Here is a 25,240-nt window from a genome sequence, read left to right as displayed (position 1 = left end):
TTAACTCACTTCATTCAATAGTGGTTTGTTTTGACTAAAGTCACACAAGTTACCAACTGTCACATCAGCAATTTGCTCCAGTGCTTCTTCTGTGAAGAAACCTTGATGACCTGTAATAAGTACATTCGGAAAACTCACTAAGCGAGCGAATAAGTCATCTTGCAAAATTTCTTCACTGCGATTTTTGAAGAACAACTCAGATTCTTGTTCATAGACATCTAGTCCCAAGTAACCTAATTTTCTTGATTTAAGTGCTTGAATACAGGCTTGAGTATCTATGAGCGCACCACGACTAGTATTAATGAGCATGACACCGTCTTGCATTTTATTAAATGCGGCTTCATCAATGATATGATGAGTTGCTTCATTTAAAGGGCAGTGCAACGAAATGATGTCACTTTGGGCCAGTAACATATCTAGGCTAACTTGAGTATATGAACCTTCGCCAACGTTAGGGTCAAAGACTAAAACTTCCGCACCAAAGCCATTGAGAATTCGGATCAGGGCTTGGCCAATCTTCCCCGCACCAACAATACCGACCGTTTTTTTATGTAGATTAAAACCGAGCAAGCCATTTAGGTCGAAGTTATCTTCTCTCACTCGGTTATAAGCTTTATGGGTTTTACGACTGAGCGTTAGCATTAAGGCAACACAGTGTTCTGCAACGGCTTCAGGGCTGTAGGCCGGTACACGAACCACGCTGATCCCGAGTTTTTTAGCGCATGCTATATCAACATTATTAAAGCCTGCGCATCTTAATGCGATACAGCGTATACCCTGCTCAGCTAATAATTCTAATACAGGGCTTGATAAGTCATCGTTTACAAAGGCGCAGACAGCTTGAAAGCCCGAACATAGCGGTGCAGTTTGCACATTTAATGCTTCGCTAAAATGTGAGACGCTAATATTGCTGGTAGTTGATAATGCGTGTTCGAAATAGGGTTGTTCATACCTTTGCGAGCTGAACAAGGCGACTTTCATCATAAAGCTGACTCTCAATAGCGGTTTTTAGTGATTCTGGTTTAGTTCTAGGCGCATAACGTGCGACGAGTTCACCTTTTGAGTTTACTAAAAACTTAGTGAAATTCCATTTAATTGCCCGATTTTGCACTATGCCACGTGTATGCGTTTTCAAATAGTTAAAAATAGGGTGCGCATCAGGGCCAAGCACATGATGTTTTTGAGAAATATAAAAGCTGGCAGTGAAGTACTTGTTATAAGAATCGAGTAAAGGCTCACCTGATAAAGGCTCGCTATGACCAAATTGATCACAGGGCACTGCTAATATTTCAAAACCATCTTTTTTGTATTCTTTGTAGAGAGATTCTAATCCGGCAACTTGGTTTGCAAAACTGCATTTACTGGCAATGTTTACGATGAGCAGGGTTTTACCTTCAAAGGTACTCATTGGAAGTTTTTTGCCATTAAGTAAATCAATACTGTATCTATAAATGTTATCCATAATTAATACATCCAAAGCGAGTAGATTGCTTTTTATTTTTAATCCGCATGTGTCTATTTCATTTGCCATACCCAAGCGTCTTGGGTATAAAAGCTCCAATCTTCATACCCTAACAAACAAATAGGACAATTTTATGTCAATGAATGTGGCTTTTATCGGTTTAGGTGTCATGGGCTTTCCAATGGCTGGACATTTACAGAAAGCGGGTTACCAGGTAACCGTGTTTAATCGCACCACAGCCAAAGCTAAAGCTTGGGCTAAAGAGCATGGCGGTGATTTTGCAATTACGCCAAAATTGGCAGCAGAGCAGGCTGAAATTGTATTTATGTGCGTTGGTAATGACGATGACTTACGCTCAGTTGTGTATGGGGAAGAAGGCGTGCTTGCAGGTATGAAGTCAGGTGCAATCTTAGTCGACCATACAACCACATCAGCAAAAGTCGCGAAAGAAGTGGCTGAAAAGGCAACAGAGCAATCAGTCGCATTTCTTGATGCGCCCGTATCAGGTGGTCAGGCAGGGGCAGAAAATGGCGTATTGACAGTTATGGTCGGTGGTGAACAATCAGTATTTGATAAAGTGCAACCTGTTATGGCTGCGTTTAGTCGTTTTAGCCAGTTATTAGGGCCTGTAGGTGCAGGTCAAACCTGTAAAATGGTTAATCAAATTTGTATTGCAGGTGTAGTACAAGGCTTAGCAGAGGGACTTCATTTTGCTAAGCAAGCAGGTCTAGATGGTGAAAAAGTCATTGAGACAATTTCAAAAGGTGCTGCTGGTTCATGGCAAATGGAAAACCGTTATAAAACCATGTTAGCGGGTGAATATGAGTTCGGCTTTGCGGTAGATTGGATGCGTAAAGATTTAGGCATTGCCCTTGATGAAGCGCGAAACAACGGCGCAAGTATTCCACTGACAGCAATGGTTGATCAATATTATGCTGACGTACAAGCGCTAGGTGGTGGCCGTTTTGATACATCGAGCCTATTAGCGCGCCTAGATGCGATTCACAACAAGAAGTAACTTAGGTCGGGCGTAAAACAAAAAAGGTATGCGTTTAGCATACCTTTTTGCTTTTAGAAAAATACGATTATGCGTTTTCTTTTAGGAAGTTAATTACTACTTCGTGATGGTCTTTAGTCTTGAATTTATCAAATACATGTTTGATTTTGCCATCTTGAGACACTAAGAAACTAATTCTGTGAATACCGTCGTATTCTTTACCCATAAACTTCTTTAAACCCCACACACCGAACGCATCTGCAATGGCATGATCTTCGTCAGATAATAGGTCAAAGTTTAATTCTTTCTTAGTTTCGAAGTTCTTTAAACGCTTGATTGGATCTGGGCTAATACCAACCGCAACAGTATTAAGCTCAGCAAGTTGTGCTTTTTCATTACGCAGGTTTTCAGCTTGAACCGTACAACCCGGTGTTGACGCTTTAGGATAGAAGTAAACTAAAACTTGGTTTGATTCTAATAAGGTTTTTAGCTCGACTGTTTCGTCATTTTGGTTTTGTAACGAGAATAAAGGTGCGTTGTCACCTGCTTTTAATGTGTTCATATATATCCTTAGCGAATACGTCTTAAAATGTAATCTACATTGAGTGTACTTGAAAGTGCTTCGAATTGTACTTTGAAATCGTCAAGATCGATCTGTGCAGGTAAATTTAATTCTAACTCACAGCGCATATGTAATTCATTATCTTGTTCATACGTGTCAGATTTTAACGATGCGATACTGACATTATGCTCTGCGATAAAACGTGTCACTTTGCTGAGCGTACCTGGCGCATCTATCCCCGTGTACTCTAAATTATAAGCGCCAATATAATCGTCTTCGGTATGAGAACTGGTACGTTTCATCATGGTAAGCAAACCGAGCTCCATGCCTTTAATAGGTAGGGTATGCTCAACACGGCTGATGGCGGCCATATCACCGCTAAGAAGCATTATGAAGGTAAACTCTCGCCCTAGAATGGCGATACGACTATCAATGATATTGCAATGGCAGTCACTTACAAGCTGGGTGAGCTCGCTAACAATGCCTGAGCGGTCTTCGCCAATGGCGGTTAAAACTAATTGTTGGTTTGTAAATGCGGTCATTAAGTAGCCAAATTAATTTATTTGTTTCGTTTGTAATTGATTTACCGCATAAAAAGCTTTCACTGTAAATTCAACTACGATTTCTTAATGCTTTATTTCGACACAACTGAGCATAAACCGTCTTGAGGTAGCTCAAGAATACTATGCTTGTCGAATTTCAAAATATTCGATTGTAAGCTTTTTATTCACATCTTAAGAAGATCTTCAATACAGCACAGGGGTGTGTATAAGATGTTGATTTTCGCTGATGCTTGCCAATTTAAAAGCCGCGCGAGAGTCTAGCACAATACTAGAGATAACGCACCGTACAAAGCTTGCAGCCACTTTTAGGCTGGGCTTTCTTGTGTTTGTGTGGATAGACAAGTAACATATTCAAAATTTTTAAAAGTCAAAGATTCTAAGTGGTTAAAATTTATAAGAAAGTTTAGCCACAGTAATAATTTTCGCTTTTACAGTGAACCAAACTAAGCATGCCCGACTCATACAACTAAATAACAGGGTCTGCTAAGGAGAATAATCAGTGCAGTATTGGATCCCAAAAGCGGTCGCGTTAGGCGTGATCCTTGGTTTATCTGGATGTAGTGTTTTCACAAATGACACCCACCATGAAAGAAATTATCGTATCAATAAAGCAGTTCAAGTTCCGGGTGACTTAAAGCAGCCTTATAAAGATCCAACTTATGAAATGGCGCAAGCTCAGTATAGTAACGATACAGAAGAGCTCGCTCTAAGGCCACCGCAGCAAGTTCTTACTCTTGCTGCCGGCTCTTGGGTGGAACAAAATGATAAATTTGCTCGTGTCTTTTTCGACAAGAATGATGGAATCGAAAATCTAACGGCATTTATTTGGCAGGCGGTTGATACCGTTGCAACTGAAGAGCAAGCAGGATTTGAAACAATTGATAAAGATCAAGGTGTTGCAGTAACAAACTGGTATTCAGTTATTGCGCCTTCATCAAAGTGGTTTTGGGAAGAAGAAACAACGCCTTCTCAGCAAAAGTATAAGTTTACAGTTGCGCAAAGCGAACACCAAAGAACTGCGTCACTTCAGGCTGAATTAGTTGATTATAAAAGCGATACAGTTGAACTAACCGATCTTCTCAAGCAACAGCTTGAAGTAAGAGCTTTAAACCAAGTAATTGCAGAATTTGATTATCAATATCGTGTTTTACTTGTTGAACTTCGTAAACAACAAGGTGAGCTAGCTCTCGATATTGGCTTTGATCCACAAGGAAATGCTGCAATGGTAGCGCCTCAATCAGCAAATCTTGTGGTTGTAAATCTAGGTAATGTATTAGAACGTCTGAATTTTACAATTATCAAAATTGACAGTGAAGAGAACGAGTTACATGTTCGTTACGAAAAACCAGAAGACAGTGTTTGGGATTCTATTTGGGGTGATGAGGTTGTATCTTTACCTATCTCAGAAGGTGACTACCGAATTAAAGTAGCACCTTTAGATGAAAAGAAATCTGCTGTTACATGGCGTGATAATGATGCTGAACTATTATCAGCTGAACAGTTGTCGCAATTGCAACAAAGTTTAACAAAAGCTATTGGTAACAAAGGCTTATCAATTTAAGCAACAAACATTTTATGAACAGAAAAGAGCTACGGCTCTTTTCTGCGTTTATGTAGGTATATAACAATGACAACTCAACCTTATCAGCAAACAAAAGTACATTGGCGTACTTTATTTGCGTTCATCGTGCCGTCTCTAATCGGGGTGTTTTTATTTATGACACCGGTCGCGATTGGCGAAGCAATGACAATCCCCATTGCAGTTTTAGCAAAAAAACTACAAACATTAGTGGCTCCATTTATTCATGCCATGATTGTGGGTGTAGTATGCCTAACTGCAATATTGAGCTTAGTGGCAAAACTTTTGAAGCCGCAAGGACTAATGAAGTTTCACCTGTTTAAACATTTGTTCGATGTCAGCTGGATTTGGTTAATTACGCGTCTATTTGGTGCCGTTTTCATTGTTATGACTTTCTTCAAAGTGGGGCCTAGTATCATTCATGCTGAGCATACCGGAGCTTTGGTACTGAATGACTTACTCCCTGTGCTATTTTCGGTTTTTGTATTGGCAGGTTTATTGTTACCTCTATTACTTAACTTTGGTTTGTTGGAGCTCGTTGGTACGTTGCTGACAAAAGTGATGCGTCCGCTATTTGGTGTACCAGGTCGAAGTGCGGTTAATTGTGTGGCTTCTTGGTTAGGTGACGGCAGTGTCGGTATTTTAATGACAGCGCGCCAATATGAAGAAAAGTACTACACACAAAAAGAAGCCGCCATTATTGGAACGACTTTCTCGGCTGTTTCAATCACTTTTTGCTTAGTCGTGATAGGCCAAGTAAAGCTAGAACATTTGTTTGCCCCTTTCTATTTAACCGTATGTTTAGCGGGTTTTGTCGCTGCGATTATCGTGCCTCGATTACCGCCTTTAAGTTTTAAAAAATCAACCTATATTGATGGCACTGAACCTGCGCACGATGCAGAAGCAGTACCAGAAGGTAAAACCTTGTTTCAACATGCGTTGTCTGTGGCATTAGAAAAAGCTGAAAAAGCACCCGGCGTTAAAGGTACAGTTAGAGAGGGCATGACCAATGCCTTAGATATGGTATTTGCAGTTTTACCCGTTGTTATGGCTGTGGGTACTTTTGCATTGATTATCGCTGAGTATACGCCAATCTTCCAATATCTTGGTATGCCGTTCGTACCTTATTTAGAGTTGCTACAAGTACCTGAGGCTGCACAAGCGGCGCAAACCATAGTGGTTGGGTTTGCAGATATGTTTATACCTTCTATTTTAGCTGCGAGTAGCATAGAAAGTGATGTAACACGTTTCATTGTCGCTGCTATGAGTGTGACACAGCTCATTTATATGTCAGAGGTAGGTGCCTTACTGCTTGGTAGTAAAATTCCGGTCAATATCCTTGAGTTATTTACAATCTTTATTTTAAGAACACTAGTGACATTACCCGTGATTGCTTTAATGGCGCATTGGTTAGTGTAAGGTATTCAGGAAGAGTAAAGGTTAAAAGCTTTACTCTTTTTCTTTTGTATCTGGTTTGATTTGTTTGTCGATTTTCTTTTTTACATCGAACTTTGTTGAGTATTTAAGAAGGGCGACATTGCTCCAGATAATAGCCAGTACACCAATAATGATAAGCACGACTTGCCAAGTCTCTAATTGATTTGATGCCATGAGTGTTAGCCTTAATCGATTTTATTTTACGGTATTATTATAATTTCTAATGATTCGTTAAGATACCTTGAAATTAGCTGAAAAAATAAGATTTTATATATATGAGCTGATATCATCAGCGCAATTTAAGATTTGTTGTTAAATACATTCAGCTTCGAACTTTGTGAGTGATTAATGGAAAAAGTTTTAATTTGGCCTTCACAATATCCATTACTTTTGAAAGGGCTCGCAGAGCAAAATGGCGCTTTCATTCTAGACGCCCTTGAAGCCTGGCCTGAGTGCCAAACCTTGACAGATGATCAAGGTGTTGAAAGCACTATATTACCTCCTGTTTTTTATCTTACTTGGCTTAAGCCTCTTGACCCATTTGAAGCTTGCTACTTTCAGCATATTGATGAATATGAAGAAGAGCATAGGGTCTATACCGATATGCTTGTTTCACACTTCAATGAAGCTGGTCTTGATCAACAAGCAATTGTGTTAATGCTTATTCAGCGCCTTGCTCAATACAGCCAAATAGGCGTACAACTAAATTGTGTCGCTTATCCTGATTTTTTTGATTTATTGATTGAAAAAAATATGGGCAACGTGGCGTTGTGGATAATTGAAAATGGCGTAAAGTTGTCGCCTCAACAATTAGTTAGTTGTTGGCAGAATGAAAATTTAAGACAGCCATTAATTGAATTGTTGCCAGAATGTTTGGAAGATCTTGATACAACCACGCAGTATTTATTGTCTTATAACGATTCAGAGCAGCCGCTATTTGATTTACTTAGACAACTAATTGATGAAGATAAGGTGAAAACCTTACTAGAAGAAGCCCTACTTAGAGTCATTACATCAGAGCAAGTAAAACAAGCTGATGTTATTGAATATATAAAACAAGGGGCTACAGCATCAGTATGTGATGACAGTGGCAAGAATGCGTTTATGTACGCCATAGAGAAAGGGTTTGTTAGTATTGTTGAGCAACTTTTAGAGTATCAGGACCTTACTCAGAAAGATGCAAGTGGTAATGGCGTAATGCATTTTGCCGTTTTGTCTAATTCATCTGCAATGATTTCTTTGTTATTTAACCATGGTTGTAAGGCAAAAGTTGTTAATGAGTTGGGGCAAACACCTTATCGTTTGGCATTAAAGCATGGGGCATTTATAGGAAAGAAAACGTTAGAGCAACATGGTATAAAGGAATTATCTGAAGGGGAGCAATATAATCGGATAAGACTAGTGCATATACTAGTAGCACTTGCTTGCTTTGCATTCCCTTTGCAGCTAGCGCTATTTTTTAGTGATTCATTTGAATATAAAAGTGAAAGCGTTTGGTTGTTTTCAGCGATCAGTGTTTTGCTTGTTTTTGTATCTAAACGAATTAAGCATGGCGCATTATATCCTGTTAAGCGTCACCCTTGGTCATTAAAGCTCCTATATGGAAAAGCGTATTTGAGTACCAGTTTGCAGATATTATTGTCTTTGCTAGTACTATTTACCGTTTTAACGAGTAAATAAAAAGAGCACCATTAGGTGCTCTTTTTGTAACAATCGATTATTTTTATTTATCACTTTCATGAGCAGCTTTTTCATCTGCTAAGTCTTGCTTTAATTTACGAATTCTTAAACCTAGTTCTTGGCCGCGATGCTTCGCGTAATATGTACAACCAATGAACATACTGCTAGCGAATAATAGCTCAAGTAATACCCAAACTAATTCATCACTGGCAACCCAAAGTAGAGTAAAGCCATGCAAGAAATAAATCAGTACAATAAAGTTTGCCCATGCATAAGTATATGGGTTGTCTTTAATAAAGCCTCTTAGTGGTAAAAGCAGTGGCAGAACGTACACGGTAAACATAAAGCCTATGCTATGACCTTCTCTTGGAGAGATCACAAATAACCATAAAGGCATTAAGATAAGTAGGCCAATATAACCAAATAGGGCCATACTTTGAAATCGCTTAGTAAGCGGTTTTTTTTCTACAGGTGTCATTTTAATTTTTCTGCAATAGTAAATAGACGTTGTCCAACAGAGCGGCAAATTTTTGCTTCTGTTTCACTGAGTGTTGAGCTATTAGAAGCGCCTGCAACATGGCTTGCACCATATGGAGTGCCACCGGTTTGAGTTTGTAATAACTCTGGTACATCATAAGGCACACCCAAAAGCATCATGCCATGATGGAGTAGTGGTAATGAAAGGTTTAATAACGTTGCTTCATTACCACCATGCATACTGCTAGATGATGTAAAAACACAGGCTGGCTTATCAATTAACTGGCCCTTTAGCCAGATGTCACTGGTTGTTTCCCAAAATTGTTTAGCTTGCGCTGCCATCATGCCAAATCGGGTAGGCGTACCAAACGCGAGCGCATCGCAAACTAGCAAGTCATCCTTGCTAACAACAATATCGTGCGCATCTCTTTGCTCAAAAGTACGAAGCAGTACATTTGCACCGAGTGCTTCAGCTGCATCGGCAATTTCATTCGCCATAGCCCTTACTGAACCATGGCTTGAATGAAACAGAACCAATAATGTGGTCATTAAAGAATAGCCAATACAGACTCAGGTGGACGACCAATCGCAGCTTTATCACCTTTAACAACGATAGGGCGCTCGATAAGTTTAGGGTTCTCAATCATTGTTTGTTTCAGCGTTGCTTCGTCTGTGTCTTTGCTTAAATTTAGCTCTTTATATAGCGTTTCTTTACTACGGATCAGCTGATGCGCAGAGTCAAAACCTAGTTGAGCAAGTAACGTGTCTAATGTTGCCAAGTCTACAGGTGTTTTCAAATATTCAACGACACTAGGCTGAACGTCATTACTTTCTAGTAAAGCAAGTGTTTCACGAGATTTTGAACAACGTGGATTATGGTAAATGGTTACTGACATGTTTAAGCCCTATTTAAAAATTTCGCATATTTTAAGGTAACACAGCACATACTTAAAGCTTTGCGACTTCTTTCTGCATTTGTCGGTATTGCTTGAGTAGTGCTTTCAGTCGTGTTTTCTTGACAGTTTCATTGTCATTAACATGATTAAGGGCGCGCTGGATCTCGTCAGCAGCTTTCAGAAAAGCACCATACTCAGCAAGAACGTCTGCTTTTGCTTCGAAGTAAGCAGATTGATTTTTGTTGCTTTTATAAACTTCAGCTAATAGCTCTTTTGCTAATAGGTGCTCAGGATCATCAAGTAAAAAAACTCTTAATGTCTGTTCAGCAATGTCATACTCTTTTGCTTGTATTGCTGCGTTGGCGTAATTTAATGCTAATATTTGGTTGTTTGGTCTTAAGCTATTTTGTTTTGCGAGCAAGGTAACAGCTTCGCTTGCTTTTCCTTGGCTAATTAAAATATCGGTCAGAACGTCTAAGTAGAATAAGTTATTGGGTTCGCTATCTAAGAGAGGAGAAAGTATTTTTTCTGCTTTGTCTAGCTGCTTTTGATCTAATAAACTGATTGCAAGGCCGTATTGCAAATGGGCATTGTTGAGTGCTCTAGACTTTCTTAGCTCGTTTTCAAAAAATGCTTGGGCGTCTTTGCTTTCTAATTGATACCTCGCAATGACACGGCTTTTGGCTAAGTTAAATTGGTGGCTAGGCTGTATTTGTCTTTGTTCGTATTGCTGCGCTCTGAGGCGAACATCAGAGACTCGAGTATCTGGTAGTGGGTGAGTTAATAAAAAAGCGGGGGGCTTAGTTTGGTAGCGAACTTGGTTTGATAATTTTGTTAAAAATTCACCTGCTTGAGTTGGATCAAAGCCAGCATTATATAAAGTTTGCATGCCAAAGCGGTCTGCTTCTTGTTCTGCTTTTCGACTATGAGAAAGTTGACCAAGTGTCGATTGCGTTGAACTAGCAGATAAAATTGCCATCCCCGCATCTGGCGCAATAATTGTCGCAAGAATACCTGTAACAATGCCTGCAATAGTTAAAGCTGAGTTATCTTTTTGGTATTGTAACCTTCGAGCAAGATGACGTTGAGTGACGTGTGCAATTTCATGTCCAATAACCGACGCGAGTTGGCTTTCGTTATCTGATTGGGCAATTAAGCCAGTATGAATTCCTACGTGACCACCGTAAAAAGCAAAAGCATTAATTGCTTGATTATTAATCAAAAAAAATGAGAAGGGGAATCTTACATCATTTGCATTGGCGACCAATTTATTACCCAATGATGCTATATATTCGTCTAAAACGGGATCTTGAACGAGTGGTGATGCACCTCTGATCTGCATCATCATCACTTTACCCAACGCCTTTTCTTTGTCTATTGGTAAAACTTCTAATGCTGAAGAGCCTAAATCGGGAAGTTTAAAATCGGTTTGAGCATTTGAACTACTAGAAAACAGTAGCATAGTGCTGAGTAAGCCACCCAGCATTAAGCTTTTTAGCATGTTATTCCTTATTACAGTCAAGTCCGATCATGATCTTAGCTAGATCAATCTCGTCACTACATACACGGCTATCTTTTTCACAAAGTTGGTAAAATTCTTTAATTGAGACACCTTTTACCTTAATAACGTTCATTTCTTTTTTTAAATAAGCAATAATTTTATGAACTACTTTGTGAGAGTGTAGGATTAATGCCTTGTCTGCTAGGTCGCCTCTTTCAAAATAAAAGGCTATGAATTTATGTAATTGGTTAAACCTTAGAAGGTTTTTCATTGAGTGTGGATCCCAGGTCTTGAACTCAATGAATTTGTTATCTTTGATCAAAAAGTCTGATTCGAGAGGTTTATCTTTAGCGTAGGGGGTCGCCCATAACTCAAAGCCTCGATCAGTGAAAACTTGATGAATAGCAATTCTAGGCTTGTTTTCGCAATGAATAGTGCCATTATCATCCTCGTACCCGTCTAATAACTCTAAGTTCCAGTTACGCTTGTCGACGAGACGTGTTACTGCGTTATCAAAGCCATGCTGAAACAATCCATCACTTTCACTCACAGATGATGCAACTAAGTGATAAAAAGGTGGTAACTCTCCCCAGTTAAGCTGTTTTTTATACCAGTTGATATCTTTTAATGATGGGTTATCCGGTAACTTTGCTTTGTTATTAACTCTTGCCATAAGTACATGCGAAAAAATATAAACTACTAATAAGAATAAACGATTGTCGCTTAGCTATCTACTTTGATAATAGTTATGTTTGATTTTTTAATGTTACACTGCTTCTAGAAAAATTTATTATTAAAACTATGCAGTTAAAAATAGACTTAACAGAGTACCGATGTCCGCAACTGTTTGTGCAATTTAAGTTTCAACTAAAACATGCAGAAAAAAAGCGGCAGTCAGTGTGCTTTATTTATGAAAAAAAACAACTGATCGAAGATATCTTGGCGTTTTTAGACAATAAGCAGTTTGTCTACACCCATTATCAAAACGCGAAACCCTTTCCATTTATTGAGGTAAATTTCTAATATGTTTGAACTTGTTTCAAAGTGGTATAAGAATAAATTTTCTGATCCAAACTCAGTAACACTCCTATTTATTGTGTTGGGACTAGCTGCCGCACTTTACTTCTTTGGTCCTTATATATTACCGGTTTTGGTTGCGATAGTGATTGCTTATTTGCTCGAATGGCCAGTATCAAAAATAGAAGCAATTATTAAAAGTAGGGTATTAGCAACAGGCTGTATTATTCTTTTATTTGCCAGTGTTTTATTAATGATGGCCTTAGGCCTTATTCCAGTGCTTTGGCAGCAATTAAGTAATTTACTTCAAGAAGCTCCTGCTATGCTAGAAAAAGGAAAGGTCTTTTTGCTTCATTTGCCAGAGCAATATCCAACACTTATTTCAGGTGAGCAAGTAAAAGCGCTAGTCGCCAGCACTGAGAATAAAATTCTTGAAGCAGGCCAAGTAATCTTATCGTTCTCATTAACCTCCATTAAAGATATTGTCGCTTGGATGATTTATTTAATCTTAGTGCCTTTACTGGTTTTCTTTATGTTGAAAGACAAAGAAGCGTTAATTAAAAGTATGTCTGTATTGGTACCTAAAGATAGGCGACTGATCCAGCAGGTTTGGCATGAAATGGATCATCAAATCATGAACTACATTCGTGGTAAGGTACTAGAAATTCTCATTATTGGTACTGCCACATTTGTCGCGTTCTGGATTCTAGATTTACGCTATGCAGCCCTTCTTGGAGCACTGGTTGGTTTCTCTGTACTTATTCCATTTGTAGGAGCAGCGTTAGTGACTATTCCGGTTGCGGCGGTGGCCATGTTCCAATTCGGGTTAGACACACAATTTTGGACCATTTTAATTGTGTACGGGATCATTCAAGCCTTAGACGGTAATGTATTAGTCCCGCTTTTATTCTCTGAAGCGGTAGACTTAAACCCAGTATTTATTATTGTTGCAGTGTTATTTTTTGGAGGCTTGTGGGGCTTTTGGGGGGTATTTTTTGCAATCCCAATGGCATCGCTTGTGAAAGCATTGTTCAATGCTTGGTCTGATAGTTGGAAGCCCCAAGTTCAAAACTAACCATGCTTTTTTTGCGCTGCAGTCATTGCAGCGCAAAAAATTTCAAATTTCCTCTTGAAGTTATTTTTCCTCGCCCCATATACCTCATAACACTGTGCAAATACTGGTTTAATCGGAGATAAAGATGACCACAGCTCAAAAAGAAACATTAGGCTTTCAAACAGAAGTCAAACAATTACTAAACCTAATGATCCACTCTTTATATTCAAATAAAGAGATCTTTTTACGTGAATTGGTTTCAAACGCATCGGATGCAGCTGACAAGCTTCGCTTTTTAGCGCTGCAAAACGGTGACCTTTACGAGGGTGATGCAAACTTACGCGTTCGTATTAGTGCAGATAAAGACGCAAAAACCGTAACTATCTCAGATAACGGTATTGGTATGACCCGCGAAGAAGTGATTAACTCACTGGGTACGATTGCAAAGTCTGGTACTGCAGAATTTTTCCAAAACTTATCTGGTGACCAAGCAAAAGACTCACAATTAATTGGTCAGTTTGGTGTTGGTTTCTACTCTGCATTTATTGTTGCTGATGCAGTAACAGTTGTGACACGTAAGGCTGGCGAAGAAAAGGCTGTAGAGTGGTATTCAAAAGGCGAAGGTGAATTTACGCTGGCTGAAGTTGAAAAAGAATCGCGCGGTACAGATATTATTCTTCACTTACGCGAAGACGAAACTGAGTTTTTAGAAGAGTACCGTTTACGTAGTATCGTGACTAAGTATTCTGATCATATTTCAATTCCGGTTGAAATGTATAAGCAACCTGTTGAAGAGTCTGAAGGCCCAGACGGTGAAAAAATCCCTGCGCAACCTGGTGAATGGGAAGCAATTAACCGTGCGACAGCCCTTTGGACGCGTGACAAATCAGAAGTTTCTGACGAAGAATACAAAGAGTTTTATAAGCACGTAGGTCATGACTGGGAAGAGCCTCTAACTTGGGCTCACAATAAAGTTGAAGGTAAGACCGAATATACGAGCCTGCTTTATATTCCTAAAAAAGCACCATTTGATTTATGGAACCGCGACCGTCAAAGTGGCTTAAAGCTTTATGTGCAACGCGTATTCATTATGGATGATGCTGAGCAGTTTATGCCAAGCTATCTTCGTTTTGTGAAAGGTCTACTAGATTCAAACGATTTACCACTAAACGTATCACGTGAGATTCTACAAGATAATAAGATCACTCAAGCGATCCGCAAAGGCTGTACATCTCGAGTACTTAAGATGCTTGACCGCATGGGCAAGAACAAACCAGAAGAGTATCAAACATTCTGGAATGAATTCGGTAAGGTATTAAAAGAAGGTCCTGCTGAAGATATCTCAAATAAAGAAGCCATTGCGAAGCTACTTCGCTTCAGCTCAACGCATACTGACGAAAGCACTGAAAATGTGTCTTTAGAGCAATATATTGAGCGTATGAAAGAAGGGCAAGATAAGATTTACTATGTTGTTGCAGATAGCTTCGAAGCGGCGAAGAGTTCTCCTCATTTAGAAATCTTCCGCAAGAAAGGCATCGAAGTACTACTTATGGCAGATCGCGTTGATGAGTGGATGATGAGTCACTTAACTGAATTCAACGAGAAGCAGTTTGCATCAATTACTCGTGGTGACTTAGACCTAGGTGACCTAGACGACGAAGAAACAAAGAAAGCGCAAGAAGAAAGCGAAAAAGAAGTTGAAGGCTTAGTTGAGCGCATTAAAACAGTATTAGGCGACAAAGTTAAAGAAGTGCGCTTCACGCACCGCTTGACTGATTCTCCGGCTTGTGTGGTTGTTGATGACAACGACATGAGTTCGCAAATGCAAAAACTGATGGAGTCAGTGGGCCAAGCAGTACCAGAAGCGAAGCCAATCTTTGAATTAAACCCTGATCATCAACTTGTGAAACACTTAAACGTTGAGCAAGATGAAGATAAATTTGCACAATGGTCTGATGTATTACTAGATCAAGCCTTGTTAGCAGAACGTGGAAGCTTAAAAGATCCTGCTGCATTCGTAGCGAAACTTAACAAGCTAATGCTTGATTTAAGCAAGTAACCGCTTTTTTAATATTGAAGGGGCCAAAGTATCACTTTGGCCCCTTTTTTTGTGCAGTTAATCAGCAATTAGTATAAGTTGCTTGAGATAACATGCAGCTTGTGAAAAAATCCCAACAACTTCAAATAAACTCCCGAATAAGAGGAACACACTATGCGCATCATCCTTCTAGGCGCGCCGGGTGCAGGTAAAGGCACTCAAGCTCAATTTTTAATGGACAAATACGGCATTCCACAGATCTCAACTGGTGATATGCTACGTGCTGCAATCAAAGAGGGCACGCCTCTGGGTCTTGAAGCTAAGAAAGTAATGGACGCAGGTCAGCTAGTTTCTGATGAAATCATCATCGGTCTAGTGAAAGAGCGTATTGCTAAATCTGATTGCGAAAATGGTTTCTTACTAGATGGTTTCCCACGCACAATCCCTCAAGCGGATGCAATGAAAGAGAATGGCATTGCTATCGACCACGTTATTGAGTTTGACGTTGCTGATGAGATCATCGTTGAGCGTATGGGCGGTCGCCGTGTACACCCAGGTTCTGGTCGTGTTTACCATGTAGTTTACAATCCACCTAAAGTGGAAGGTAAAGATGACGTAACAGGTGAAGACCTAATCATTCGTGATGATGACGTTGAAGAAACAGTGCGTAAGCGTTTAGGTATCTACCACGACCAAACTAAGCCACTAGTTGATTATTACCAAGCAGAAGCAGAGCAGGGCAATACTCAGTACCACCGTTTAGATGGTACACAGGCTGTAGAAGCGGTGAGCGCTCAGCTAGGTGAATTACTAGGTTAATTGAGTTATTAACCTAAAAGAAAAGCCGCAATTGCGGCTTTTTTGTTTTATTCTACTTCAGTTTTTTCAGAAGATATTGCGTTAAGGTGCGCAATGGCTTCTTCGTAATTTGGCTCAGTGGCAAGGTTTGAAACGAGTTGCTTGTAAGTTATTTTGTGCTCTTTGTCTAAAACAAAAATAGCACGACTTAATAACCCCATATCTTTTATATATAACCCATATTTTTGGCCAAAGTCTCTCCAAACAGAGTCCGAAAGTGTTTTGATTTTATCTATGCCCTCAACTGCACAAAAGCGCTTTTGCGCAAATGGTAAATCAGCGCTGATAGTCAGCATTTCAACATTTGGGAATTTATCGGCAACTTCCTGATTAAAGAATTTAGTTTGTAAGCTACAAACCCCAGTATCCAAGCTTGGCACAACACTGATAAGCACTGCTTTACCAGCAAAGTCTTGTAGAGTGATAGGTTTAAACTGACTATCAACGACTTTAAAACTAGGTGCTTGTTGCTCAGTTGTTACACCTTGACCCAATAATGTGACCTGCTTACCTTGAGCAAATACTTTGCCTTTGTCTATTTGGTTTTCTTCGATTTCAAGCGCTGCAGAGGCGCATGAAGCTAAACTCAATGCCAGTAAGATTTTTTTCAGCATAAAGTATTCCTTATTGGGTTAACTTAATTGTTTTAACTGTATTATACTAATATTCAGATGATATGTTACTTAGAATAATTGCGTTGTAAATCTAAGCCGAATTTATTAACATTTGCAATTGTTCTGCACTTCAAATAATTATAATCAAAAGTGAATTACGGTAACTAGTAGTTCAATAATGAAGAGAGCTTTTATGTCAACATTGGTATTAATTTGTGATGATTCCAAACTTGCGCGTCGGCAATTAGCCCGCTCGTTGCCAGAAGACTGGGATATCAAAGTTGAATTTGCAGAGCACGGTTTAGATTGTTTAGAAAAAATTAAGCAATTCTCTCCTGAAATACTTTTCTTAGATCTTAATATGCCTCATATGGATGGCTATGAAGTTCTCCAAGCCATCAATGAGCAAAACTTAAATGTTTTAACCGTAGTTGTTTCAGGTGATATTCAACCAAACGCACATGAACGTGTAATGTCTCTAGGTGCAATTGATTTTATTCGCAAGCCCTGTGACAAAGAAAAGCTAATAGAGATTATTGAACAACATGGCATTCGTGATAGAGCAATTCGAGAAAGCTTAGTCCATAAGTTGGGCGAGCAAGTAGATTCTGAATTGCGAGACATCTACCAAGAGTTGACAAATGTCGCAATGGGTCAAGCAGGAGACTTGCTAGCTAGACTTCTTAATGTGTTTGTTGAACTGCCTATCCCCAACGTCAATGTATTGGAAGTAAGTGAACTCCATATGGCGCTGCAAGCCATCGATGCAAATGCTTCAACGTCGGGGGTATGCCAAGGTTTTATCGGTGGTGGGGTTTCTGGAGAAGCTTTATTACTTTTAAATGACTCCAGCTTTAAAGAAATCGCATCCTTGATGAATTATTCAGGCGAATTGAACAACAAAGTAGAATTAGAGCTGTTAATGGATATAAGTAATATCCTGATAGGCGCAATTTTATCGGGCTTGTCTCGCCAGCTAGATATGCCATTTAGTCAAGGGCATCCGGTCGTTTTAGGTCAACATTGTGAAGTGTCTGACCTCGTAAAAGCTAATAAAGGTCGCTGGCAAAGAACGTTAGCGATTGAAATTAGTTATGGCATTGAAGACCATGATATTAAATGTGATTTGATGTTGTTGTTTACTGAGGACTCAATTAAAACCCTCAAATATAAAGTTGCTTATTTACTAGAAGAATAATTGTATGCCTGCTGCAGATTTTGACATGAATGAAGTTCACTGGTTGATGGATATGTTTAATACCGTCGATGTTGGTCTGGTAGTGCTTGACAGAAACTATCAGGTCTGTGTTTGGAATGGCTTCATGGAAAACCATTCGGGTTTATTGCCAAGTGCAGTGAAAGACAAAGATATCTTTGATTTATTTCCAAGCCTTGATGAAAAGTGGTTCCGAAGTAAAACAGAGCCTGTTTTTGTTTTAAAGAATCGTTCTTTCACTATTTGGGAGCAGCAACCTTATATATTCAGGTTTAAAAATTATCGCCCGATAACAGGCAAAGCTGATCATATGTATCAGAATTCAACGATTATTCCGTTGACCACCCTAACTGGTGAAGTAAGCCATATTTGTTTGATCATATACGATGTCACTGATGAGGCTGTGAATAAGCAAGATCTTGAACTTGCTAATCGTCAGCTAGAAAAGATGAGCCGGACAGATAGTTTAACTAAGCTGTCAAATCGAGGTTTTTGGGAAGACCAGCTAAAGAAAGAGTTTCTTCGTCTGCAAAGAAGTCAGGGCATGAGCAGCTTACTGATGTTCGATATAGATTTCTTTAAAAAGATAAATGATGAATACGGCCATGGTGGTGGTGATGAAGCGATTAGACATATTTCTGATCTCTTAAAGAAAACATTAAGGGAATCTGATACTGCTGGTCGATATGGAGGTGAGGAGTTTGCAGTAACCCTTGTCGACACACCTCAAGAGGGAGCCGTTATCTTTGCAGACAGACTTCGCTCTCTTATAGAGAAGTCATCAATTTACTATGATGAAAAAGTTATAAAAGTAACAGTCAGTATTGGTGTTGCAACTTTTTCTAGCGATTTTTCTAAACATGAAGAGTGGATAGAAGCTGCTGACATTGCGCTCTATCATGCTAAAGAAACTGGACGAAATCGAGTGGCGTGTTTTAGTAAAGACATGAAAGATTAAAATTTCGAAAGCAAGCTGAATGTATTCAGCTTGCTTTTTGGCTCTCTTCTTCCTTAGGACATTGTGCAATCACTTCTACAGTATCTAACTCATTTACTTGCTCAAGTTTGACTTTAAATCCCCACAGTCTGTGTAAATGCTTCATAACTTCATCTTTTGAATTATGAAGAGGTATGCCATTTTGAGGAACGTACCTCAAAGTGAGAGACCTGTCTCCCCGTACATCAACGTTAAATACTTGAATATTGGGTTCATGATTACTCAAATTATATTGAGCTGAAAGAGCAGAGCGGACCTTTTGATAACCTTCTTCATTGTGTATAGCACCAACTTCTAAATGCGGTGCTTTTTGTTTATCAATAATGGTAAACAGCTTAAAGTCCCTAATAAGTTTAGGGGACAGGAACTGACTGATAAAGCTTTCATCTTTGAAGTTTTGCATAGCAAAATGTAGGGTATCTAGCCAGTCTGCACCAGCAAATTCAGGGAACCAGCGCTTGTCTTCTTCGGTTGGGTTTTCGCAAATGCGCCTAATATCTGTCATCATATTAAAACCAAGCGCATATGGGTTGATACCAGAATAAAATTTGCTGTTGTAGGGGGGTTGAAAAACAACATTTGTATGGCTTTGTAAAAACTCCAACATAAACGCGTCAGACAACTTGCCCTCATCATACAAGTGGTTAAGAATAGTGTAATGCCAAAATGTTGCCCAACCCTCATTCATAACCTGGGTTTGTTTTTGCGGATAAAAGTATTGAGAAATTTTTCTAACAATCCTAATTACTTCCCGTTGCCATGATTCTAATAAAGGCGCATTTTTCTCAATAAAATAGAGGATATTTTCCTGAGGTTCAGAAGGAAATCTCGCTTGATTAATGGTTTCTTCATGCTGGTTTTTTGGAATAGTCCGCCAAAGTTCGTTCACTTGAGATTGCAAATAGTCTTCTCGTTCTTTTTGACGTTTTTGTTCTTCATACATTGAAATCTGTTGAGGTCGCTTATATCTATCAACTCCATAGTTCATAAGTGCATGACATGAGTCAATCAAGTTCTCAACTTCATCAATGCCATATTTCTGTTCACATTCTGCAATGTAATTTTTAGCAAAGAGTAAGTAATCAATGATAGAAGAGGCATCAGTCCAAGTTTTAAATAGATAGTTACCTTTAAAAAAGGAATTGTGTCCATAACACGCATGCGCCATTACCAGAGCTTGCATGGGAAGTGTATTTTCTTCCATTAAATAGGCGATACATGGATCAGAGTTAATCACTATCTCGTAGGCAAGGCCCATTTGACCACGGCGGTAGTTTTGTTCGGTTTGAATAAACTTTTTTCCATAGGACCAATGACTATAGCCGATAGGCATACCAACACTTGAGTATGCATCCATCATTTGTTCAGCCGTAATAACTTCAATTTGATTAGGATAAGTGTCTAAACGATAAAATTCAGCGACTCGAGCAATTTCTGCTTGGTATTCTTCAAGCAGTTCAAATGTCCAATCAGGACCATCGTTGATCGGATTATATGTCATAACCCCTCCTTAAAGACTAAGCGGCGCCTTGATGTTGTTTTTGATTCTTTTTAAATAACTCTCTAAAAATTGGATAGATATCCTCAACACCTCGAATATGTTGCATCGCAAAATTATCATGTGTTTGTGCAATGCCTTGATATTCTCGCCATAAACTTTGGTGTGCTCTTGTGGTAATTTCGATATAAGCGTAATAACGTACTGTTTTAAGTAACTTATTAGTTAATATATCTGTACAGTGCGGTGAATCATCTGCCCAATTATCGCCGTCAGAAGCTTGTGCTGCGTATATGTTCCAATCGCCTTGTGAATAACGTTCTTTTACGATTTCATCCATCAATTTAAGTGCACTCGAAACGATAGTTCCACCGGTCTCTTGAGAATAAAAGAATTCTTGTTCATCGACTTCTTTTGCTTGAGTATGATGGCGAATATAAACAACCTCAATGTCTTTGTAGGTACGAGTCAAAAACTGATAAAGCAGAATATAAAAACGCTTTGCCATATCTTTTGTAGCTTGATCCATTGAGCCTGACACATCCATTAAGCAAAACATAACTGCTTTACTTGTAGGGTGAGGGCGTTTTTCATAATTGCGAAATCGCAAGTCGTAATTGTCGATAAAAGGGACTGCCGCAATTTTCCGTTTAAGCTCTTCTATTTCTAATTTCAGAGTATTAATTTGATGCTCAGGAGGCACGCTCTCATTCAATAGTGATTCAAGCTCTTCTTTGGCCTCTTTTAAACGCCTTCTCTTACCCGCGGTCATTGCTACTCTTCGAGCTAATGAACCTTGCAAAGACCGGACTATGTCTAAATTGCTTGGCATGCCATCATTACAAAAACCAGCTCTGTGCGTTTTCATCTGTACAAGTTTATCTAACTGGCTTTGTTGAAGATTTGGTAACTCAAGGTCTTCAAAAAGTAGGTCAAGATATTCGTCTTTTGATATTGAAAATACAAAATCGTCTTGCCCTTCACCTTGATCACTTGCTTCACCTTCACCGCCACCGCCTCCTTGGCCAGAAGGCGGGCGTTGTATTTTGTCACCGGTACTAAATTGGTCATTACCAGGATGGATCATGTCACGATCCCCTCCTTTACCTTGGTGAAAAATAGGCTCACTGATGTCTCTTTGCGGTATTGAGATACTTTCGCCACTACTTATATCAGTGACACTTCTTTTGTTGATTGCATCAGATACCGCTTCTTTAATTTGCTTTTTATATCGCCTAATAAAGCGTTGTCGATTCAACGTACTTTTATTCTTCCCATTCAGGCGACGGTCTATAAAATGTGCCATAAATCACCCTCCAAGAACCCACGCTCTATTGAGACTTTCTTACTCTTAAATACCATTCAGATAACAAACGAACTTGTTTCTCTGTATAGCCTTTTTCGACCATACGATTGACGAAGTCTTCGTGTTTCTTCTGATCTTCAGCAGATGTTTTGGCGTTGAATGAAATTACAGGTAGAAGATCTTCAGTGTTCGAGAACATTTTCTTCTCGATGACTGTACGAAGCTTCTCATAACTTGTCCAAACAGGATTTTCTCCGTTGTGATGCGCTCTCGCTCTTAGGACAAAGTTGACTATCTCATTTCTAAAATCTTTCGGGTTAGAAATACCTGCAGGTTTCTCTATTTTCTCAAGCTCCGCATTTAAAGCGGCTCTATCGAATAATTGTCCTGTGTCAGGGTCGCGATATTCTTGATCTTGGATCCAGAAATCAGCATATGTAACATAGCGGTCGAAAATGTTTTGACCGTATTCTGAGTAAGATTCCAAGTATGCGGTTTGTAACTCTTTGCCAATAAACTCCACATACTGAGGAATTAAGTAGCCTTTAAGGTGGCTTAGGTAGCGCTCTTGTACTTCTGCATTAAATTGTTCACGCTCAATTTGCTGTTCTAGTACATAAAATAAATGAACTGGGTTGGCCGCAACTTCAGCATGGTCGAAATTGAATACGCGAGAAAGAATCTTGAATGCAAAGCGAGTAGATAAACCCGTCATGCCTTCATCGACCCCCGCATAATCGCGATATTCTTGGTAGGACTTAGCTTTTGGATCTGTGTCTTTTAAGCTCTCGCCATCATACACTCGCATTTTAGAATAAATGCTCGAGTTTTCGGGTTCTTGTAATCTTGAGAGTGACACGAATTTGGCTAGTGTTTCTAATGTACCAGGTGCACATGGCGCAGAAGATAGCTCACTGTTGTCTAATAGTTTTTGGTAAATTTTGACTTCTTCAGAAACCCTTAAGCAATAGGGTACTTTAACAATATAAACACGATCTAAGAATGCCTCATTGTTTTTATTGTTTTTAAAACTTTGCCATTCAGACTCGTTTGAGTGAGCCAAAATCATACCATTATAAGGTAAAGCCGAAATGCCTTCTGTACCGTTGTAGTTACCTTCCTGCGTTGCAGTTAATAAAGGGTGCAGCACCTTAATGGGTGCTTTGAACATCTCTACAAACTCCATTAGACCTTGGTTTGCTAAACACAGTGAACCCGAGTATGCATATGCATCAGGATCATTCTGTGCGTAATGTTCCAGTTTTCGAATATCAACCTTACCAACTAGTGCAGAAATGTCTTGGTTGTTTTCATCACCAGGTTCAGTTTTCGCAATCGCAACCTGATCTAAAATAGACGGATAGCGTTTAACGACTTTGAATTGAGTGATGTCTCCACCAAACTCATGTAAGCGCTTAGTTGCCCAAGGAGACATGATTGTTTTTAAGTAACGTGGCTTAATACCATATTCATTCTCTAGTAAGTTTGCGTCTTCCACAGGATTAAACAAAGAAAGAGGGTGGTCGTTAACAGGAGACCCTTTGATGGCATAAATAGGAACTTGCTGCATTAGGTATTTGAGTTTTTCTGCAATCGACGATTTACCCCCACCAACCGGGCCGAGAAGGTAAAGCACTTGTTTACACTCTTCTAAACCTTGTGCAGCATGTTTTAGATATGACACGATTTGTTCAATGGCGTCTTCCATGCCATAAAATTCACTAAAGGCAGGGTAACGAGCAATGACACGGTTTGAAAATAAACGGCTTAATCTTGCATCTGTTGAGGTATCAACCATCTCAGGCTCACCGATAGCCATGAGTAATCGTTCTGCTGCACTCGCATATGCTGATTTATCGTTCTTACAGATTTCTAGAAATTCAGCGATTGAATATTCTTCTTCTTGGGAAGCTTCATATCTGGCTTGATAATGTTCGAATATTGTCATAACGACCTCCAAATAACCTGTGTGAGCTTTAGAATGAGAAACTATTTAATAGTAAAAGGTATAACTAAAGCTTAGACATGAAATTAGGAAATTGCCTAAAAAATCCAGATATTTAATTGATGAATGATAAAGAGGGAAATATAAAAAAGGCGCCTGTAGACGCCTTTATACAATTATCTGCAATTAAGAAGATATTAAGCTAGGTTGCTGTTAGCAAATTCCCAGTTAACTAGTGCCCAGAAACCTTTAAGGTATTCAGGACGAACATTGCGGTAATCGATATAATAAGCGTGTTCCCAAAGGTCAACAGTAAGAATTGGTGTTACACCTTCTTCTGTTAAAGGAGTCGCTGCATTTGAAGTATTTACGATATCTAGTGAGCCGTCAGCTAGTTGTACTAACCAAGTCCAGCTTGAACCGAAGTTGTTTACTGCTTTGTCGTTGAATGCTTCTTGGAATGCTGCGAATGAGCCCCATTTCGCATTAATTAGTTCAGCAACTTTACCAGTTGGCTCGCCACCTGCATTTGGTGCAAGGCTGTGCCAGTAGAAAGTGTGGTTCCAGATTTGTGCTGCGTTATTGAAAACGCCGCCTTCAGAGCTGCATACTACTTCTTCAAGTGTTTTACCTTCAAAGTCAGTACCTTCAACTAAACCATTTAATTTCACTACATAAGTGTTGTGGTGCTTACCGTGGTGAAATTCTAAAGTTTCTTTAGAAATATGTGGTTCTAGCGCATCGATTGCATAAGGTAATGACGGTAGTTCAAAAGCCATGGTTATCTCCATTTGTTATGTATTTTGCTAATTACGACTGAAACATAGACTACTGAGGTCCAGATTTCTATACGAATTAACTTTATAGTGATACTATAATTCCTGAGTATTTTACTCAAGTTTAGGCAAACAGCAATGGCGTAGTTAGAGACTATTTGTTTTATTTGCCAAAAATGCGTGTTCTTTACACGCAATGAATTCGATTTTTCATGGCTACGCATCGTCACATAGAGGTTAATAAATGGAAACCATTGATAAAATTAAGCAACAAATTTCTGAAAACCCAATCATTCTATATATGAAAGGCTCACCTAAACTGCCTAACTGTGGCTTTTCTTCACAAGCGTCTCAGGCATTAATGGCATGCGGTGAACAGTTTGCTTATGTTGATATTCTTTTAAACCCAGATATTCGCGCAGAGCTACCACATTACGCGAACTGGCCAACTTTTCCTCAGCTTTGGGTTGAAGGTGAGTTAATCGGTGGTTGTGACATTATTTTAGAAATGTTCCAAAAAGGTGAGCTACAGCCGTTAATTAAAGAGACTGCTGACAAATATAGAGATGCGAGCGAAGAAGCTTAATCTGTGTCTAACTATTTATTAAAAGCCTGAACATATATGTTCAGGCTTTTTTTTGTCCGAGTCTTTATTGATACCAATTCTCAATAATTCTTAATCATTTTGATGGATTAATACTGACGCTGACTTCGTTAAAAATTGCTATTTAGAAAACTAAATAGAAAAATTTTAGCCTCATATCGAC

General features: G+C 39.1%; 25 protein-coding genes. 10 read left to right on the top strand and 15 right to left on the bottom strand.

Annotated elements, in window-relative coordinates:
* Both ACH784_RS11075 and ACH784_RS11070 read right to left on the bottom strand, forming a co-directional pair.
* Window positions 1-981: a 2-hydroxyacid dehydrogenase gene (locus ACH784_RS11075; protein ID WP_404395246.1), complete on the bottom strand. Its 981-nt coding sequence runs from the start codon at window positions 979-981 to the stop codon at window positions 1-3.
* Entirely contained in the window at window positions 947-1,531 is a 585-nt protein-coding gene (locus ACH784_RS11070; protein ID WP_404390166.1) for a glutathione peroxidase, read from the bottom strand. Before ACH784_RS11070 ends, ACH784_RS11075 begins: the two co-directional genes overlap by 35 nt.
* A 64-nt stretch (window positions 1,532-1,595) precedes the next feature.
* Between ACH784_RS11070 and ACH784_RS11065 the strand changes: the two genes are divergently transcribed.
* A complete protein-coding gene (locus ACH784_RS11065; RefSeq protein WP_404390164.1) occupies window positions 1,596-2,480 on the top strand; it encodes an NAD(P)-dependent oxidoreductase in 885 nt (294 codons plus the stop codon).
* Between the two features lie 67 nt (window positions 2,481-2,547).
* Here ACH784_RS11065 and bcp read toward each other — a convergent pair whose 3' ends face one another.
* Together bcp and ACH784_RS11055 are read right to left on the bottom strand one after the other, a co-directional pair.
* Window positions 2,548-3,021 (bottom strand): thioredoxin-dependent thiol peroxidase, encoded by a 474-nt coding sequence (bcp, locus tag ACH784_RS11060; RefSeq protein WP_058030105.1) that lies wholly within the window; start codon window positions 3,019-3,021, stop codon window positions 2,548-2,550.
* A gap of 8 nt (window positions 3,022-3,029) precedes the next feature.
* Window positions 3,030-3,563 carry a glycine cleavage system protein R gene (locus ACH784_RS11055; protein WP_404390162.1) on the bottom strand — a complete coding sequence of 178 codons (534 nt, stop codon included), beginning with the start codon at window positions 3,561-3,563 and terminating at the stop codon, window positions 3,030-3,032.
* 520 nt (window positions 3,564-4,083) lie between these two features.
* On the opposite strand from ACH784_RS11055, the gene bamC reads away from it, so the two are divergent.
* The gene (bamC, locus tag ACH784_RS11050; RefSeq protein ID WP_404390160.1) at window positions 4,084-5,145 is read left to right on the top strand and encodes an outer membrane protein assembly factor BamC; all 1,062 of its coding nucleotides are present in this window, start codon (window positions 4,084-4,086) and stop codon (window positions 5,143-5,145) included.
* A 66-nt stretch (window positions 5,146-5,211) separates the two neighbouring features.
* Window positions 5,212-6,582, top strand: a complete 1,371-nt coding sequence (locus tag ACH784_RS11045) for a YjiH family protein (protein ID WP_404390158.1) — start codon at window positions 5,212-5,214, stop codon at window positions 6,580-6,582.
* Between the two features lie 30 nt (window positions 6,583-6,612).
* On the opposite strand, the gene ACH784_RS11040 is transcribed toward ACH784_RS11045, so the two are convergent.
* Window positions 6,613-6,774: a DUF2897 family protein gene (locus ACH784_RS11040; RefSeq protein WP_404390156.1), complete on the bottom strand. Its 162-nt coding sequence runs from the start codon at window positions 6,772-6,774 to the stop codon at window positions 6,613-6,615.
* Window positions 6,775-6,948: 174 nt separating this feature from the next.
* Between ACH784_RS11040 and ACH784_RS11035 the strand changes: the two genes are divergently transcribed.
* Window positions 6,949-8,280, top strand: coding sequence for an ankyrin repeat domain-containing protein (locus ACH784_RS11035; RefSeq protein WP_404390154.1), 1,332 nt, complete (start codon window positions 6,949-6,951; stop codon window positions 8,278-8,280).
* Window positions 8,281-8,323: 43 nt separating this feature from the next.
* Here ACH784_RS11035 and ACH784_RS11030 read toward each other — a convergent pair whose 3' ends face one another.
* From ACH784_RS11030 to ACH784_RS11010, 5 genes are read right to left on the bottom strand one after another with little or no spacing between them, the layout of a single operon-like run.
* On the bottom strand, window positions 8,324-8,758 hold the full coding sequence (locus ACH784_RS11030; RefSeq protein WP_404390152.1) for a DUF2069 domain-containing protein: 435 nt from the start codon (window positions 8,756-8,758) through the stop codon (window positions 8,324-8,326).
* A complete protein-coding gene (gene wrbA, locus ACH784_RS11025; protein ID WP_404390150.1) occupies window positions 8,755-9,306 on the bottom strand; it encodes an NAD(P)H:quinone oxidoreductase in 552 nt (183 codons plus the stop codon). The genes ACH784_RS11030 and wrbA overlap by 4 nt, the downstream gene beginning before the upstream one ends.
* On the bottom strand, window positions 9,306-9,653 hold the full coding sequence (gene arsC / locus ACH784_RS11020; protein ID WP_404390148.1) for an arsenate reductase (glutaredoxin): 348 nt from the start codon (window positions 9,651-9,653) through the stop codon (window positions 9,306-9,308). Before arsC ends, wrbA begins: the two co-directional genes overlap by 1 nt.
* A 52-nt stretch (window positions 9,654-9,705) precedes the next feature.
* A complete protein-coding gene (locus ACH784_RS11015; protein ID WP_404390146.1) occupies window positions 9,706-11,154 on the bottom strand; it encodes a M48 family metalloprotease in 1,449 nt (482 codons plus the stop codon).
* A gap of 1 nt (window position 11,155) precedes the next feature.
* Entirely contained in the window at window positions 11,156-11,827 is a 672-nt protein-coding gene (locus tag ACH784_RS11010) for a hypothetical protein (protein WP_404390144.1), read from the bottom strand.
* A 351-nt stretch (window positions 11,828-12,178) separates the two neighbouring features.
* Between ACH784_RS11010 and ACH784_RS11005 the strand changes: the two genes are divergently transcribed.
* The 3 genes from ACH784_RS11005 to adk all read left to right on the top strand — a co-directional run bounded on the left by ACH784_RS11005 (window position 12,179) and on the right by adk (window position 16,082).
* Entirely contained in the window at window positions 12,179-13,246 is a 1,068-nt protein-coding gene (locus ACH784_RS11005; protein WP_404390142.1) for an AI-2E family transporter, read from the top strand.
* 124 nt (window positions 13,247-13,370) lie between these two features.
* A complete protein-coding gene (gene htpG, locus ACH784_RS11000; RefSeq protein WP_404390140.1) occupies window positions 13,371-15,284 on the top strand; it encodes a molecular chaperone HtpG in 1,914 nt (637 codons plus the stop codon).
* A 153-nt stretch (window positions 15,285-15,437) separates the two neighbouring features.
* Entirely contained in the window at window positions 15,438-16,082 is a 645-nt protein-coding gene (adk, locus tag ACH784_RS10995) for an adenylate kinase (protein ID WP_404390138.1), read from the top strand.
* A 47-nt stretch (window positions 16,083-16,129) separates the two neighbouring features.
* Here adk and tpx read toward each other — a convergent pair whose 3' ends face one another.
* Complete coding sequence (gene tpx / locus ACH784_RS10990; RefSeq protein ID WP_404390136.1) at window positions 16,130-16,735, bottom strand: thiol peroxidase; 606 nt, start codon at window positions 16,733-16,735, stop codon at window positions 16,130-16,132.
* Between the two features lie 193 nt (window positions 16,736-16,928).
* Between tpx and ACH784_RS10985 the strand changes: the two genes are divergently transcribed.
* Together ACH784_RS10985 and ACH784_RS10980 are read left to right on the top strand one after the other, a co-directional pair.
* The gene (locus tag ACH784_RS10985) at window positions 16,929-17,933 is read left to right on the top strand and encodes a response regulator (protein ID WP_404390134.1); all 1,005 of its coding nucleotides are present in this window, start codon (window positions 16,929-16,931) and stop codon (window positions 17,931-17,933) included.
* A gap of 4 nt (window positions 17,934-17,937) precedes the next feature.
* Window positions 17,938-18,909, top strand: coding sequence for a diguanylate cyclase (locus ACH784_RS10980; protein ID WP_404390132.1), 972 nt, complete (start codon window positions 17,938-17,940; stop codon window positions 18,907-18,909).
* Between the two features lie 25 nt (window positions 18,910-18,934).
* Here ACH784_RS10980 and ACH784_RS10975 read toward each other — a convergent pair whose 3' ends face one another.
* The 4 genes from ACH784_RS10975 to ACH784_RS10960 form a co-directional block, all read right to left on the bottom strand.
* Window positions 18,935-20,449 carry a SpoVR family protein gene (locus tag ACH784_RS10975; protein WP_404390130.1) on the bottom strand — a complete coding sequence of 505 codons (1,515 nt, stop codon included), beginning with the start codon at window positions 20,447-20,449 and terminating at the stop codon, window positions 18,935-18,937.
* A 16-nt stretch (window positions 20,450-20,465) separates the two neighbouring features.
* Entirely contained in the window at window positions 20,466-21,752 is a 1,287-nt protein-coding gene (locus tag ACH784_RS10970; protein ID WP_404390128.1) for a YeaH/YhbH family protein, read from the bottom strand.
* A 25-nt stretch (window positions 21,753-21,777) separates the two neighbouring features.
* Window positions 21,778-23,700, bottom strand: coding sequence for a PrkA family serine protein kinase (locus ACH784_RS10965; RefSeq protein ID WP_404390126.1), 1,923 nt, complete (start codon window positions 23,698-23,700; stop codon window positions 21,778-21,780).
* A 194-nt stretch (window positions 23,701-23,894) separates the two neighbouring features.
* Complete coding sequence (locus tag ACH784_RS10960; protein WP_404390124.1) at window positions 23,895-24,476, bottom strand: Fe-Mn family superoxide dismutase; 582 nt, start codon at window positions 24,474-24,476, stop codon at window positions 23,895-23,897.
* A gap of 241 nt (window positions 24,477-24,717) precedes the next feature.
* On the opposite strand from ACH784_RS10960, the gene ACH784_RS10955 reads away from it, so the two are divergent.
* Window positions 24,718-25,059 carry a Grx4 family monothiol glutaredoxin gene (locus tag ACH784_RS10955; protein WP_404390122.1) on the top strand — a complete coding sequence of 114 codons (342 nt, stop codon included), beginning with the start codon at window positions 24,718-24,720 and terminating at the stop codon, window positions 25,057-25,059.
* Window positions 25,060-25,240 lie beyond the last annotated feature (181 nt).

The organism is Pseudoalteromonas phenolica, assembly GCF_044788725.1.
Taxonomy (GTDB): domain Bacteria; phylum Pseudomonadota; class Gammaproteobacteria; order Enterobacterales; family Alteromonadaceae; genus Pseudoalteromonas; species Pseudoalteromonas phenolica_C.
This window is presented reverse-complemented; position numbering and strand designations above follow the sequence as displayed.